The sequence below is a fragment of the Streptomyces sp. NPDC046925 genome (genome assembly GCF_040644915.1).
Lineage (GTDB): Bacteria > Actinomycetota > Actinomycetes > Streptomycetales > Streptomycetaceae > Streptomyces.
Genome location: NZ_JBEYWZ010000001.1, coordinates 576,855 through 591,529, shown reverse-complemented (window position 1 = coordinate 591,529; position 14,675 = coordinate 576,855). Strand labels below are relative to the sequence as shown.

Genomic DNA, 14,675 nt, shown 5'->3' with positions numbered 1-14,675 from the left:
GCTCCTGTGGCACTGAGTGTCACTGCGAATGCCCGGCGGTCGCCGCGCACCACCTGTGAAGCTCGCTGAAGGAAGTGACAGCTCATGTCCGCACCAGCGCAGTCCCCGCTGGCCATCGTCGACGCGGAGCCTCTGCCGCGGCAGGAGGAGGTCCTCACCGACGCGGCCCTCGCCTTTGTGGCCGAGCTGCACCGGCTCTTCACGCCCCGCCGTGACGAGCTCCTCAGCCGCCGCGCCGAGCGCCGCGCCGAGATCGCAAGCACCTCCACGCTCGACTTCCTTCCCGAGACCGCGGCGATCCGCGCGGACGACTCCTGGAAGGTGGCACCGGCTCCGGCGGCCCTGAACGACCGCCGTGTCGAGATCACCGGGCCGACCGACCGCAAGATGACCATCAACGCCCTGAACTCGGGCGCCAAGGTCTGGCTCGCGGACTTCGAGGACGCCTCGGCGCCCACCTGGGAGAACGTGGTCCTCGGCCAGCTCAACCTGACCGACGCCTACGAGCGCCGCATCGACTTCACGGACGAGCGCAGCGGCAAGTCGTACTCCCTCAAGGACGCCGGCGAGCTCGCCACCGTCGTCATGCGCCCGCGCGGCTGGCACCTGGACGAGCGCCACCTGCAGTTCGAGGGCACCCCGATCCCCGGCGCGCTCGTCGACTTCGGCCTGTACTTCTTCCACAACGCCAAGCGCCTCATCGAGCTCGGCAAGGGCCCGTACTTCTACCTCCCCAAGACGGAGTCGTACCTGGAGGCCCGCCTCTGGAACGACATCTTCGTCTTCGCGCAGGACTACGTCGGCGTCCCGCAGGGCACCGTCCGCGCCACGGTCCTCATCGAGACGATCACGGCCGCGTACGAGATGGAGGAGATCCTCTACGAGCTCCGCGACCACGCGTCGGGCCTGAACGCGGGCCGCTGGGACTACCTCTTCTCCATCGTCAAGAACTTCCGTGACGGCGGCTCGAAGTTCGTCCTGCCGGACCGCAACCTCGTGACGATGACGGCCCCCTTCATGCGGGCGTACACCGAACTCCTCGTCCGCACCTGCCACAAGCGCGGCGCGCACGCGATCGGCGGCATGGCCGCGTTCATCCCGTCCCGCAAGGACGCGGAGGTCAACAAGGTCGCCTTCGAGAAGGTCAAGAACGACAAGGACCGCGAGGCGGGCGACGGCTTCGACGGCTCCTGGGTCGCGCACCCGGACCTGGTCCCGATCGCCATGAAGTCCTTCGACGCGGTCCTGGGCGACAAGCCCAACCAGAAGGAGCGGCTGCGCGAGGACGTGAACGTCGCCCCCGGTGACCTGATCGCCATCGACTCCCTCGACGCGAAGCCCACGTACGACGGCCTGGTCAACGCCGTCCAGGTCGGCATCCGCTACATCGAGGCGTGGCTGCGGGGCCTGGGCGCCGTCGCCATCTTCAACCTCATGGAGGACGCGGCCACCGCCGAGATCTCGCGCTCGCAGATCTGGCAGTGGATCAACGCGGGCGTCGTCTTCGAGAACGGCAAGACCGCCACCGCGGACCTGGCCCGTGAGGTCGCCGCCGGTGAACTGGACGCCATCCGCGCCGAGATCGGCGAGGAGGCCTTCGCGGCCGGCAAGTGGCAGCAGGCCCACGACCTCCTCCTCCAGGTCTCCCTGGACGCGGACTACGCGGACTTCCTGACCCTCCCGGCGTACGAGCAGCTTCGCTGATTTCCGTGCGCAGAGCATGACAAGGCCCCCGGCACCGCACAGCGCCGGGGGCCTTGCCCTCAGCCGATGTGCCGCGACCAGTCCTGTTCGGCCGGTGGCTTCCCGTGCAGGTCGGGCACCCGCTTGAGCCAGGCAGGCCGCCCCCGCTCGGTAGCGGCGGCGCGCCGGGCATCGGAGGCGGCAAGCTCGTCCCGCCCCGGAAAGTCCACCGGCAACCAGTCCGCCGAGGCCCGGGCGCGGGCCAGCAAGAAGGAGACGTACGCCTCCCGCACCTCGTCCGGGGACGAGAACCCCGGCTCATCCGCGAGCCACGCGTCCGGCACGAGACCGGTGACCTCGCGGAGCATTTCCTCGGTGACGAGAGGAGCCAGAGCGGCGTCGGCGGCCCGCGTGTCCGGCCCGTACACGCCGAGCGCGTGATGCCGGAAGTCGTACGCCTTGTCGGGCGCCGTCGCTCCCCACCGGTGGTGGAAGACGAGAGCCGCCCCGTGGTCGATCAGCCACAGTTTCGGCGGCTGGAGGCCGAACGTGGGCCAGACCATCAGATTCGAGCTGTGCACCGTGCGGTCGACGTTCGCCGTGAGGGCGTCGAGCCACACCACCTTGCCCGCCTCCAGCGGGTCCACGTCGAGAGCCTCGGGCGTGAAGTCCTCGGCGCCCGGCAGGAGGTCCATGCCGAGGTTGAGCCCCGCGCTGGCGTGCAGCAGGTCCTGCACCTCCTGGTGCGGCTCGTCCGAGGCGACCGCCGGGTCGAAGTGGACCAGGACGAGCTCGGGGAAGCGCAGACCGAGACGGCGGGCCAGCTCACCGACGATGATCTCCGCGACCAACGCCTTGCGGCCCTGCGCGGAGCCGGTGAACTTCACGACGTACGTCCCCAGGTCGTCGGCCTCGACGACGCCGGGCACGGAGCCCCCGGTCCGCAGCGGGTTCACATACCGGACAGCAGTCACTTCTCGCAGCACACCGGCAACTGTATGCGGGTAGAGGGGCCGACCACGATCCGGTTTCGCCGGGTCAGCCCGCGCGCAGGGCCTTCGCGAGGACGCTCTCCCCTGACACCTCGATCCGGCCCGTCCGCACCCCTTCGGCGACCGTCAGCGCGCCCTGGCCGATGGCGACGCAGGCCTCCGCGTCAAGGGTCAGGAGCGCGTCGGGGGCGTCGGGGGCGGGCCCGTCGCCGTACGACTCCGTGCCGCCCCCCACCCGTACATGGAACTCGCCCTCGTCCAGGCGGACCTGGATCACCCCGTCCGCCCCGAGCCCCGCGAGGCCCCGCAGCAGCGGCAGCGCGAACCAGTGGGCCCGGACCGCGTCCGTCGGAGCGCGCTCCTCAAGGGCGGGCGCGCCCCAGGAGGCGAGGGCCTTCAGGACGGGCAGCAACTCGCGACCGCGCTCGGTCAGTTCATAGACGTACGCGGCGGACGGCGGGGGAAGGCGGCGGCGCGTCGTCAGGCCCTCGCGCTCCATGTCCTTGAGCCTGGACGCCAGGACGTCCGTGCTCACGCCCGGCAGATCGGCGTGCAGGTCGGTGTAGCGGCGCGGGCCGACCAGGAGCTCCCGGACGATCAGCAGGGTCCAGCGGTCGCCCACGGAGTCGAGGGCACGGGCGGCTGCGCAGTACTGGTCATAGCTTCGGCGAGTCCTGGGAGCAGGTGGCATGCGACTCAGTCTATGCAAGTTGTTGGACTTTCCAAGCTCCAGCTTGGTAAAACCAAGTAACTCACGTCACGGGAGGCACAGCGCATGGAGTTCCGGCAGTCCAGCAAGCTCAGCGAGGTCTGTTACGAGATCCGGGGCCCGGTCATCGAGCACGCCAACGCCCTGGAGGAGGCGGGCCACAGCGTCCTGCGCCTGAACACCGGCAATCCCGCGCTCTTCGGCTTCGAGGCGCCCGAGGAGATCGTCCAGGACATGATCCGGATGCTCCCGAACGCGCACGGCTACACGGACTCGCGCGGCATCCTCTCGGCCCGCCGCGCCGTCGCCCAGCGCTACCAGGCGCTCGGTCTCGACGGCGTCTCCGTGGACGACGTCTTTCTCGGCAACGGCGTCTCCGAGCTGGTCACCATGGCCGTCCAGGCCCTGCTGGAGGACGGCGACGAAGTCCTCATCCCGGCGCCGGACTTCCCGCTGTGGACCGCCGTGACGACCCTCTCCGGAGGCAAGGCCGTCCACTACACGTGCGACGAGTCCGCGGACTGGTACCCGGACCTGGACGACATGGCGTCGAAGATCACCGACCGGACGAAGGCCGTCGTGATCATCAACCCGAACAACCCCACGGGCGCCGTCTATCCCAAGGAGATCCTGGAGGGCATCCTCGACCTCGCGCGCCGCCACGGCCTGATGGTCTTCGCCGACGAGATCTACGACCAGATCCTGTACGACGACGCCGTGCACCACAGCGTCGCCGCCCTCGCCCCCGACCTCGTCGTCCTGACCTTCTGCGGCCTCTCGAAGACCTACCGCGTCGCCGGTTTCCGCTCGGGCTGGCTGGTCGTCACGGGCCCGCAGCAGCACGCCAAGAGCTATCTGGAGGGGCTGACGATGCTCGCCTCCATGCGGCTGTGCCCCAACGCCCCCGCGCAGTACGCCATCCAGGCCGCGCTCGGCGGCCGGCAGTCCATCCGCGAGCTCACCGCTCCGGGCGGCAGGCTGCACGAGCAGCGGGACATGGCGTGGCGGAAGCTGAACGAGATCCCCGGCGTCTCGTGCGTGAAGCCGAAGGGCGCCCTGTACGCCTTCGCGCGCCTGGACCCCAAGGTCCACCCCATCCACGACGACGAGAAGTTCGTCCTCGACCTGCTCCTCCAGGAGAAGATCCAGGTCGTCCAGGGCACGGGCTTCAACTGGCCGCGCCCCGACCACTTCCGCATCCTGACCCTCCCTTACGCTGACGACCTCGACGCGGCGATCAGCCGCATCGGCCGCTTCCTCAGCGGATACCGCCAGTGACGCCATCGGACGACGGGGGTCGTGTGTCGCTCTGTTCCGCCTGCCGGGTCCCTTCCCACACCCAGTTCGCCTCGCCCGACCTGGTCGAGCGCATCGTGTACGGCGGCCTCGACCGCGCGGCCGATCCGGCCTGGGCGGAATCGGGCGCCGCCACCCTGGAGGACTACACCCGCTGGTGCGGCCATCTGTGCGGCCTGACCTGCTTGCGGATGGCGCTCGGCCCGTCCTCGCCCTCGCTCTTCGAACTGCGGGACGGCGCGCTCAAGTACGGCGCCTACACGGAGGACGCCGACGGGCAGATCCGCGGGCTGATCTACGCCCCGTTCGCGGAGTACGTGCGCGACGTGCACGGCGTCGACGCCACGGTGCACCGGCATCTCACGGTGGAGGAGATCACCGGCCTGCTCGACGAGGGCCGCTCGGTCATGGTCTCGGTGCACTTCGAGATCCGCCGCCCGCACCGCCCCTCGCCCGGCCGGGGCGGTCATCTGGTGCTCGTCACCGGGCGTTCCGCGGACGGGGGCCTGCATCTGCACAACCCGTCCGGGATCGACGCCGCCACAAGGACGGCGGACATGTCACTTTCGGACTTCGAACCGTTCTTTGCCGGTCGCGGTGTGTCACTGCGCTGACAGAGGGTCATCTCTGCTGCCAGGATGGCGCGATGATGCGTGGAGGCAGAGTCGCCGTCGTGGGCGGGAGCATCGCCGGATGCGCCGCCGCACTCGCCGCGTACCGCGGTGGCGCCGACGAGATCACGGTGTACGAACGGGCCGCGGAGCGTCTCGCGGACCGGGGTGTCGGGCTCGCGGTGCACGACTCCCGGTACGTGGAGCTGGACTCCGCCGGGTATCTGGACGCGGACATGCCGTGGGTGCAGCTGAAGCGGCGCCGCTGGTATGTGCGGGACGGGTCGGCGGCGGGTCCGCTCGGGCACGAGATCGGGGTCATGCCGTTCCCTTTCCGTACGTACAACTGGGGGCCTCTGTGGCGTGAGTTGCGCGGTCGCGTGCCCGGGTCCGTGGTCTTCCGGCCGGGCGTGGCGGTGGAGGAGGTGCGGCCGGGCGAGGGGCACGCCGAGGTGGTCACCGCCGACGGCACCGAGCGCGTCGACCTCGTGATCGGCGCCGACGGCTATCGGTCGGTGGTCCGTGCGGCGGCGTTCGCCTCCGTGCGTCCCGCGTACGCCGGGTATCTCGCCTGGCGCGGCGCCTTCCCCGCCGACCGGCTCGCCGACCCGGAGCTGTGGGCCCAGGAGGACTGCGCGTACGTCGTCTTCCCCGGCGGGCACGTCATCGTCTACCGCATTCCCGACGGCGTCGGCGGCCACCGCGTCAACTGGGTCCTGTACACGGCACCGCCGCCGGATCTCGATCTGGGGCTCGGCCTCGACCTGCGGCTCACCGCCCCCACCAGCCTGCCGCCCGGCGGGCTCACGGAGGCTCTCTCCTCTCATCTCGCCCATGTCTGCGACGAGTTGCTGCCTCCTTACTGGGGCGACCTCGTCCGCGCTACGCGTCCCGACGAGCTCTTCCTCCAGCCCATGTACGACTTCACCGCGCCCCGCTACACCGCGGGCCGTGTGCTCCTGACGGGCGACGCGGCCACCGTCGCCCGGCCGCACACCGGGGCGGGCGCGGTCAAGGCGCTGCAGGACGCGACGGTCCTGGAGTCCGCCTTCGCCACGGCCACGACCTGGCCGGACGCCCTGGACACGTACGACACCGACCGCACCGTCGCCGGGGGCGCGATGGTCGAGCTCGGTCGCCGCCTCGGCCGCGCGCTCGTCGAGGAGACGCCGTCCTGGCGGACGATGGACCAGACCGCCCTGGAGACGTGGTGGAAACAGGCCGACGGGGGCGGGGCGTTCGGGGGCCGCGGGCTGAAGCGATGAGCCGGGGCCCGGGCCGGAGCGGCGGAGGCTGATACCCACCTGCCGGTTTGGGTATGCACGCCAAGATCAATAAGATCCGGCGATGATCACAAGACATCGGTCGGCGGCCGGGGCCCTCGCCCTGCTCGCCGCCTTGACCGCCGGGCTCGGCACGGCGGGCCCCGCCGCCGCCGACGACGAACCGGCACAGCCATCGCCCAAGGTCGAGCTGGTCCTCGACGTCAGCGGTTCGATGCGGGCCCGCGACATCGACGGCAAGTCACGGATGGCGGCGGCGAAGCAGGCGTTCAACGAGGTGCTCGACGCCACGCCCGACGAAGTACAGCTGGGCATACGGACGCTGGGCGCCAACTATCACGGCGACGACCGCAAGACGGGCTGCAAGGACACCGAGCTCCTCTACCCGGTCGCGGAGCTCGACCGCTCGGGGCGCACCGAGGCGAAGACCGCGGTGGCCACGCTCGCGCCCACCGGCTGGACGCCGATCGGCCCCACCCTCCTGAAGGCGGCCGACGACCTCAAGGACGACAACAAGGAGCGCAGCCGCCGCATCGTCCTCATCTCCGACGGTGAGGACACCTGCCAGCCGCTCGACCCCTGCGAGGTGGCCCGCAAGATCGCCGCCGAGGGCATCCACCTCACGATCGACACGCTCGGCCTGGTGCCGGACGCCAAGACCCGCGACCAGCTGAGCTGCATCGCGGAGGCCACCGGCGGTACGTACACGTCGGTGCGGCACACCGATGAACTCTCCGGCCGCGTCAAGCAGTTGGTGGACCGCGCGGCCGACCCCGTCGCCGCGCCGGTGGCGACCGAGGGCGCCGCACAGTGCTCCGACGCCCCGCAGCTGAAGTCGGGCGTCTACACCGACCGGGAGAAGTTCGGCGAGCACCGCTGGTACCGCGTCGACATCGAACCCGGCCAGGAACTGCGCGCCGCCGTCAGCGTCGGCGCCGACCGTGCGGTGAACCGGGACTACGGCGTGCTGTTGCGGGCCTCGACCGAGCACGGGCGCGAGATCGTACGGGGCTCCGAGGCGGGCGACGGACGTACGGACGTGATCTCGACGGGCCTGCGCTACCCGAAGCCCGAAGACGACGGCGACGACGACAGCGACGGCGAGCCCGCCGCCGAGACCGTGTGTCTCCAGGTCAGCAACTCCTTCTCGGCGCCCGCCTCCGTCAAGACGACCCCGGGTCTGCCCGTCGAGCTGGCCGTCGACCTGGTGGACGCGCCCGACGAGGCGTCGGACGTGGCGTCCTTCGGTCTGGGCAACGGCTGGTGGCTGCTCGGCACGCTGATCCTCGTCGGCTTCCTCGCCGGTCTGGTCTGGGGCTGGGTATCGCGCTGGCGCTTCGCGGTCTGGAGGACCAACTGATGCGTACGACACGTGTGCTGATCCGGGCCGGTCTGCTGGCCGGTGCCGCGCTGCTCGCCCTCACCGGGACGGCCGGAGCGGCGTTCGCCGACGGGGACGACGGCGACGACAAGTCCGCCGCGCCGACCGAGGCCGGTACGTCCTTCCGTACGGCGACCGCGATCCAGTTGGACCAGGAGGCCACGGCGGACGCGTCCACCGGCGACTACCTGTACTGGTCCTTCCCGGCGGACATCGGCCAGCGCCCCACCGTGCACGCCACGGTGAAGCTGCCCGAGGATGCCGCCCGGCACGGCGACTCCACCTGGCAGGTCGACGTGTACGACGGGTTGCGGCGCCATCAGGCGTGCCGGTTCGGCGCCCAGTCACGGACCGCGGCGCAGGACGCCACCACGGTCGAACTGTCCTGCACCCTGCGCACGGTGCGCGGCTGGGCCGAGCCGTGGGCGAACGACCCGCTGCCCGGCACGTACTACGCGCGCCTGACGGTCACCGGCCTCAAGGCGGACGACCTGGGTCTGCCGATGCGGGCCGCGACGAAGGTGACGTCGAACGACGCGGGCGGCGCGGCGGCGGTGGACGGCGCGCTCGCGGAGCCGCTGGTGCCGGGGGCCGGCACGAAGACGCAGACCGCGGCCAGTGAGCCGGAGGACGGCTGGGCGTCGGGTTGGTGGTCGTCGCGCTGGCTGTGGACCGCGGGCGGCGGCGTGCTCGGCGCCCTCGCGGGCATCGGGGGTTACTGCCTGACGCGCGGCTCGGGCCGTCCCGCGCGCGTACCCGCGGGCATCTGACGAACGCGGCGGCGGCCGGACCGGGCAGGTGGGTCCGGCCGCCGTGCCGTTGCCGGGGATGCCCCTAGGGTCCTAGGGCCGGGCGGACCTGCATCGTTGCTTCTCGGCGGCGGTCATCTTGCCCGTGCGCTGGTAGACCCGGCTCGCGGGCGCGGCGGCCGGGCTGTCGACGATGACGTCGATCCGGAAGGGCGGCGCGTCGGGACCTGCGGCACGGAACGATCCGTAGACCCGTTTCCGGGCGGGCTGGACCTCCACCCAGGACGCCTGGCCGGGCTTGATGTCCACTTCGACCGTGCTCTTCTCGGTCCTGGTCCAGGTCCACTTGCCGGGCTCGGACTCCGCTCCCCTCTCGAACTGCTCGGCCATCGCGCTGGTGGCCTTGGGGTGCGCCAGCGTCCGGTGCGGGAACAGGCCGTCCTGCGCCTGGTTCACGCTGTCGAACGCGTCGTCCCGGAAGCTGACGGTGCGCTCGCGCTCCAGCGTGCTGCGGGTGCAGTTGGCGTACGCCTCGCCGATGACCCGCGCCTTCTCGTGGTACGCGTAGGTGCGCCGGTCGGCGGTGAAGGTGCAGGCGTCCGGCGCGTTCTGGCAGTAGGCGACGGCCTCGCCGAGGTCGGCGTCCTTGTCGCCGAGGAACGCCGCGGCGGCGGGCAGCGCGGTCTTGGGAACGGTCTTGTCCACGGGCGGCGGCGCATCGGCACCGGCGGGCTGCGCCGCCGGCGACAGGCCGAGGGCCGCGCAGGCGGCAAGGACGGCGGTGGCCGTACGCGGTGAGAACTTCACGGTTCGCGCTCCCTGATCAGCGGCCCGCACCCTGCGGACTCTCGCGGTGATCATGGATGCGGCGAGCGGCACGGGGCAGGCAACCTGCCGACCGGATCACCCGGAAGGGGACGCGCGGCGGGCAACTGAAGCAGTCGGTCACGCCGGGGGCGGGGGCTGCGGCACGCGTGTGAGGAACGGCGGCGTAGCTTGGGCAATGTCGTGACATTGGAGCAGGATCAGGAGACATGACCACCGAAGCGCGCATTCCCACCCCGGCGGTTCACCATGGGTGACCTGCTCCTCGTCCGGCACGGCGAGACCGAGTGGTCCCTGACGGGGCAGCACACCAGTTGGACGGACATCCCGCTCACCGAGAACGGCAGACAGCAGGCCGAGGGGCTCGCCCCGCTGGTCGGGAGGTTCCGGATCGGGGCGGCGTTCACCAGCCCCCTGGGACGGGCCCGGCAGACGGCGGAGCTTGCGGGGTTCCCGGACGCCCGCGTGGACCCCGACCTGAGCGAATGGGACTACGGGGCGTACGAGGGCGTCACGACGGTGGAGATCCACCGCACCCGCCCCGACTGGTATCTCTTCAGGGACGGAGTGGCCGCGGGCCCCGCCGAGCATCCCGGTGAGACCCCGGAGCAGGTCGGCGAGCGGGCCGACCGGATGCTGGCGAAAGTCGACGCGGCTCTCGCCAACTACGAGTCCAGCGTGGTCCTCTTCGCCCACTCCCACTTCCTGCGGGTCCTGACGGCCCGGCGCCTGGGACTGCCCGCGTCGGGAGGGGCGCTGTTCCAGCTGGCGACGGGGACCGTCTGCCGCCTCAGCACGGAGCACGGGCGCCCGGTGGTGGCGAGCTGGAACATCCGCCCTTGAGGACATCAAGAACATCCGCCCGTAAAACCAGGCACACTCTGTCCCATATAGCACTCTCACCACCAAGAAGGATCACGAATGATCACGCTCAAGAAGGAAGACGGACCGGCTGATCTCGGCGGAGTGACCCACCTGTCCATAGGGGTGTCCTGGGACCCCACCGTCGGCAGCAGCGGCGGTCTGATGGGCAAGCTCCGCCAGAAGGCAGGCACCGACCTCGACCTGATCGCCATCGCGATGGCGGGCGCGGACCCGGTGCGCCTCGCCGGTCTCGACTCCCTCGACCCGCTGGGCAACGGCTCGCTGGTGCACAGCGGCGACAACCAGACCGGCAAGGGCGACGGCGACGACGAGACGGTGACCGTCGAGTTCGCGCGCGTGCCGGACAACATCACGGCCATCGTGTTCGTCGCCGCCGCGTACAAGAAGCGCAGCGCCTTCCAGAACGCGCGCAACATCAGCTTCAAGGTGTACGACGCCACGGGCGGCAGCACCCAGCAGGTCGCCGACATCTGGCCGAGCCTGCTCACCAACGACAACGGCTGCGCCGTGGCCAAGGCGATCCGGGACGGCGCGACCTGGAAGCTCCAGGTCATCAACGAGACCGGGAAGATCAAGCAGGGCGACGAGCAGGCCCTGATGCGTTTCGCGATGAGCAAGTAGTCGATGCTGTCCGGGCCGGCCGAGTGCCGACCGGCCCGGTTCGACACAGACCCCGAAGATCATCAAGACTTGCCGCCATGCGATACGGCGTTAACCTCCTCAATTTCGGCTCCGGCACCACCCCCGACTCCCTCGTCCGGCAGGCGACCGACGCCCGTGACCTCGGGTTCGGGTTTGCGATGATCTCCGACCACATCACGGTCACCCCCGACGTGCACTCGGTCTATCCGGCCCCGTTCTACGACCAGTTCGTGCTTGCCGCGCACCTCGCGGGCCGCGTACCGGGACTGCGGCTCGGCACGACGATCACGGTCATTCCCTACCGCCACCCGCTCCAGACCGCCCGCCTCGCCGCCAACATCGACCAGCTGAACGACGCCGGGTTCATCCTCGGCGCCGGTGTCGGCTGGTCCCGCGCCGAGTACGAGGCCCTCGGTGTTCCCTTCGACGAGCGCGGCGCCATCACGGACGAATACCTCGCCGCGATCCGCGCGTCCTGGGCCGAGGAGACCACCTCCTTCCAGGGGCGTTACGTCTCCTACGAAGGCATCCACAACGCTCCCCTGCCCGCGGCGCAACTGCCCGTATGGGTCGGCGGCAACTCCCCCGCGGCCCAGCGCCGCGCGGCCCGTCTCGGCGAGGGCTGGCACCCGTTCATGCCGACAGTGGGCGTCCTGCGGGACGCGCTGCCGCGGATCGCCTCGGAGGCAGAGGCCGCCGGGCGCCCCGTGCCGGACCTGGTGCCCCGCCTCCAGCTCCGGCTCACCCCGCAGCCGGACACGGCGGACCGTCCCCTCGGGCACGGCAGCGTCGACCAGCTCCGGGCCGACCTGGAGACCCTGGCGGAGCTCGGCGCCACGGACGTCCTGCTCGACACCTACCCCGGCACCCCCGGCGAGCGCGGCACCGCCGACGACGACCGGCGCACCCTCGAACTCGTCGCCGAGAAGGTGGTCGACCCCGCCACGGGAATCCTTCGCTGAGCCCGCTGAGCCCGCCGGTCTCGCCGAGCGGATACGTGGTGGACGGCTGAGGTCCACGGGCCGTTGTCAGTGGCACGAGGCACTATCGGAACCAGGCAGCATGACCTGGGGAAGAGGTGGGCTCATGACGAAGCCTCCGACGGCCGCCCAGCGGCGGATCATCGAGGCCGCGGACCCGGCGACGGGCCGTCTCACGGGAAGCGAGGCACAGCTGGCGGCACTCGTGCGCCACCGCCTCGCTTTCCGGCACCCCCGGCCGCCGCACGCCTATTTCCTGACGCCCACGGGCCATCGCGTACGGGAAGAGGCCGTGAGCGATCCCGCCGCCGGGATGCCGGGCCCTTACCCGGCCGCTCCCGCCGAGTCCGGCCTCTTCGCCGCCCGCACCGGCGCCGAGCCCGTGCCGCCGCCGGGCGCCGGGAGTCCGGCCCGCGCACGTGAGGTGCGCAGTGCGTGGGAGGGGCTCGTCGAGATGCGCCGCATGACCAACCCGGGCGGTGCGCGTGACCGTCCTTGCGGCTGGGAGCGGACGCATCTGGTGCAGGCCGCCGCGCTGGCCCTGGAGGCCGCGGGCTGCCCGCCGGGGCCCGAGGGCTATCGGGTCGGCGAGACCCCGCAGCCCGAGGCCGTCGCCGTACGGGACGTGGCTCCGGACGGGCTGCGGGCGTGCGCGGCGGCGCTTGAGGCCGCGGGGTGGCAGGTCAGCGAACACGCCGAGCGGGCAGGCGGCGAGCGGTATCTCCTCGCTTCGCCCCGGAGGGGATGACCCGGGGGGCGGCAACCGCGCAACAACCATCAACAGCCATGTGGAACAGTCGAATCGCATTGCCGGAAGGAACGTCGTGGCGGAGCCCTTTTCCGTGAGCATCAGCGTCCGTGGGTACGAGACGGACTCGCAGGGTCATCTCAACCAGGCCGTCTATCTGCAGTACGCCGAGCACGCCCGCTGGTCGGTGCTGCGCGCGGCGGGCATCGAGCAGGCCGATCTGCTCGCCAAGGGCGTCGGTCCCGTCGCCCTGGAGAACACCATCCGCTACTTCAGCGAACTGCGCGCGGGTGACGAGGTGGAGGTCACCTGCGTGTTCGTCTGGGGCGAGCGCAAGACGTTCCGCATCGAGCAGCTGATCCGCAAGACGGACGGCACCAAGGCCGCGGAACTGCACTCCGTCGGCGGCCTGTTGGACCTCGGCGAACGACAGATGGTGGCGGACCCGCGCCAGTACTTCAGGGCACTGGCCGACGACCCTTCCGTGATCGGCCTCTGACCGGCCGCCGCGGGAACTAGATTGGCAGGTGATCGTTCTTTCAAGTAACAAGCTGCCCGCTCACCCACAGGAGGCCCCCGTGCCGGACCAAGACCCCCAAGCCGAGGCGGCCGCGGACATACGCGCGCGCATCGACACCAGCACGCCGCACTCCGCGCGCTTCTGGAACTACTTCGTGGGCGGCAAGGACAATTACGAGAAGGACCGTGAACTGGGCGACCAGATCAAGGGAATTCACCCCGGCCTCGTCGATGTGGCGCGGCTGAGCCGGCAGTTCCTCGGCCGCGCGGTCCGCCACCTCGCGACGGAACAGGGCATCCGCCAGTTCCTGGACATCGGCACGGGCCTGCCGACCGCCGACAACACGCACGAGGTCGCCCAGCGCGCGGCCCCCGATTCCCGCATCGTGTACGTGGACAACGACCCGCTCGTCCTGGCCCACGCCCGCGCGCTGCTCACCAGCACCCCCGAGGGCGTCACCGCGTACATCGACGCCGACCTCTACGACCCCAAGGCGATCCTGAAGGCCGCGAGCGCGACCCTGGACCTCTCCCGGCCGGTCGCCCTGATCATTCTCAACACCCTGGGGCACGTGGGCGATTACGAGCAGGCGCGTGATCTGGTGGCGCAGCTCATGGCGGGCCTGCCGTCCGGCAGCTATCTGGTGATCAGCGACAGCACCGCCACCAGCACGGGCATGATCGCGGCATCGGACGCGTACAACAAGAGCGGCGCGATCCCGTATCACGTCCGCAGCGTCGAGGAGATCGGCGGTTTCTTCGACGGTCTCGAGATGGTGGAGCCCGGCGTCTCCCAGGTCACCCGGTGGCGTCCGGAAACCGAGGACGCGACGCCGGTCGACGCGTACGGCGCGGTGGCCCGCAAGGCGTAACCCTTCGGGCACCCGCAGCGGCGGGGGCCGGTGTGGTCCGGGACTCCGGGTTCACACCAGCCCCCGCTTCTCGTCATAGTCCGCCCGTGACTGCGCGATCGTCACCCGGTGCCGCTCCGCCCACCCCGTCAGGGTCAGCAGCGTGCCGTGCAATTCCCGCGCGACCGGCGTCAGTTCGTACTCGACCTTGGGCGGCACCGTCGGGAACACCGTGCGCGTGAGCAGGCCGTCGCGCTCCAGGTTCCGCAGGGTCAGGGTCAGCATGCGGCGGCTGATGCCCTCGATGCTGCGCTCCAGTTCGGTGAAGCGGATGGGCCCGTGGGCCGCCGCGACCAGGATCGGGATGCTCCATTTCCCGACCACCCTGTCAAGAACTTCCCGCATGGGGCACGCCTGCGCGTTCACCACCTGGGACGTAACACCGGTGTTCCCTTGGGACATTGAAGTTCCTCCTTCTCCCCGACTTCATGGTCACGCACGATGAGCCCCGTTACAAGTCG

At 70.8% G+C, this 14,675-nt stretch carries 16 protein-coding genes; 12 read left to right on the top strand and 4 right to left on the bottom strand.

The window, feature by feature from the left end:
- The first annotated feature begins 84 nt into the window (after positions 1 to 84).
- Positions 85 to 1,704 (top strand): malate synthase A, encoded by a 1,620-nt coding sequence (gene aceB / locus ABZ906_RS02430; RefSeq protein WP_361376414.1) that lies wholly within the window; start codon positions 85 to 87, stop codon positions 1,702 to 1,704.
- 59 nt (positions 1,705 to 1,763) lie between these two features.
- Here the strand turns inward: aceB and ABZ906_RS02425 are convergent, their stop codons facing one another.
- Complete coding sequence (locus ABZ906_RS02425) at positions 1,764 to 2,669, bottom strand: HipA family kinase (RefSeq protein ID WP_361376412.1); 906 nt, start codon at positions 2,667 to 2,669, stop codon at positions 1,764 to 1,766.
- Positions 2,670 to 2,721: 52 nt separating this feature from the next.
- Positions 2,722 to 3,366: a winged helix-turn-helix transcriptional regulator gene (locus tag ABZ906_RS02420; protein WP_361376409.1), complete on the bottom strand. Its 645-nt coding sequence runs from the start codon at positions 3,364 to 3,366 to the stop codon at positions 2,722 to 2,724.
- An 84-nt stretch (positions 3,367 to 3,450) separates the two neighbouring features.
- On the opposite strand from ABZ906_RS02420, the gene ABZ906_RS02415 reads away from it, so the two are divergent.
- From ABZ906_RS02415 to ABZ906_RS02395, 5 genes are all read left to right on the top strand, one after another.
- The gene (locus ABZ906_RS02415; RefSeq protein WP_361376406.1) at positions 3,451 to 4,662 is read left to right on the top strand and encodes a pyridoxal phosphate-dependent aminotransferase; all 1,212 of its coding nucleotides are present in this window, start codon (positions 3,451 to 3,453) and stop codon (positions 4,660 to 4,662) included.
- 23 nt (positions 4,663 to 4,685) lie between these two features.
- Entirely contained in the window at positions 4,686 to 5,294 is a 609-nt protein-coding gene (locus ABZ906_RS02410) for a C39 family peptidase (protein WP_361376403.1), read from the top strand.
- Positions 5,295 to 5,329: 35 nt separating this feature from the next.
- Positions 5,330 to 6,556, top strand: coding sequence for an FAD-dependent monooxygenase (locus ABZ906_RS02405; protein ID WP_361376400.1), 1,227 nt, complete (start codon positions 5,330 to 5,332; stop codon positions 6,554 to 6,556).
- A gap of 82 nt (positions 6,557 to 6,638) precedes the next feature.
- On the top strand, positions 6,639 to 7,934 hold the full coding sequence (locus ABZ906_RS02400) for a VWA domain-containing protein (RefSeq protein ID WP_361376397.1): 1,296 nt from the start codon (positions 6,639 to 6,641) through the stop codon (positions 7,932 to 7,934).
- Positions 7,934 to 8,725: a hypothetical protein gene (locus tag ABZ906_RS02395; protein WP_361376394.1), complete on the top strand. Its 792-nt coding sequence runs from the start codon at positions 7,934 to 7,936 to the stop codon at positions 8,723 to 8,725. Before ABZ906_RS02400 ends, ABZ906_RS02395 begins: the two co-directional genes overlap by 1 nt.
- Positions 8,726 to 8,797: 72 nt before the next feature.
- On the opposite strand, the gene ABZ906_RS02390 is transcribed toward ABZ906_RS02395, so the two are convergent.
- The gene (locus ABZ906_RS02390; RefSeq protein ID WP_361376391.1) at positions 8,798 to 9,511 is read right to left on the bottom strand and encodes a hypothetical protein; all 714 of its coding nucleotides are present in this window, start codon (positions 9,509 to 9,511) and stop codon (positions 8,798 to 8,800) included.
- 267 nt (positions 9,512 to 9,778) lie between these two features.
- On the opposite strand from ABZ906_RS02390, the gene ABZ906_RS02385 reads away from it, so the two are divergent.
- From ABZ906_RS02385 to ABZ906_RS02360, 6 genes are all read left to right on the top strand, one after another.
- Positions 9,779 to 10,372, top strand: coding sequence for a histidine phosphatase family protein (locus ABZ906_RS02385; protein ID WP_361193097.1), 594 nt, complete (start codon positions 9,779 to 9,781; stop codon positions 10,370 to 10,372).
- Positions 10,373 to 10,450: 78 nt separating this feature from the next.
- Positions 10,451 to 11,035, top strand: a complete 585-nt coding sequence (locus ABZ906_RS02380; protein ID WP_361193094.1) for a TerD family protein — start codon at positions 10,451 to 10,453, stop codon at positions 11,033 to 11,035.
- Between the two features lie 77 nt (positions 11,036 to 11,112).
- Entirely contained in the window at positions 11,113 to 12,018 is a 906-nt protein-coding gene (locus tag ABZ906_RS02375; protein ID WP_361376388.1) for a TIGR03619 family F420-dependent LLM class oxidoreductase, read from the top strand.
- A gap of 124 nt (positions 12,019 to 12,142) precedes the next feature.
- Positions 12,143 to 12,784, top strand: coding sequence for a hypothetical protein (locus ABZ906_RS02370; RefSeq protein ID WP_361376385.1), 642 nt, complete (start codon positions 12,143 to 12,145; stop codon positions 12,782 to 12,784).
- 76 nt (positions 12,785 to 12,860) lie between these two features.
- Positions 12,861 to 13,283 (top strand): acyl-CoA thioesterase, encoded by a 423-nt coding sequence (locus ABZ906_RS02365; RefSeq protein ID WP_361193087.1) that lies wholly within the window; start codon positions 12,861 to 12,863, stop codon positions 13,281 to 13,283.
- Between the two features lie 79 nt (positions 13,284 to 13,362).
- The gene (locus ABZ906_RS02360) at positions 13,363 to 14,175 is read left to right on the top strand and encodes an SAM-dependent methyltransferase (protein WP_361376382.1); all 813 of its coding nucleotides are present in this window, start codon (positions 13,363 to 13,365) and stop codon (positions 14,173 to 14,175) included.
- A 51-nt stretch (positions 14,176 to 14,226) separates the two neighbouring features.
- Here ABZ906_RS02360 and ABZ906_RS02355 read toward each other — a convergent pair whose 3' ends face one another.
- Positions 14,227 to 14,616 (bottom strand): helix-turn-helix domain-containing protein, encoded by a 390-nt coding sequence (locus ABZ906_RS02355; RefSeq protein WP_361193081.1) that lies wholly within the window; start codon positions 14,614 to 14,616, stop codon positions 14,227 to 14,229.
- Positions 14,617 to 14,675 lie beyond the last annotated feature (59 nt).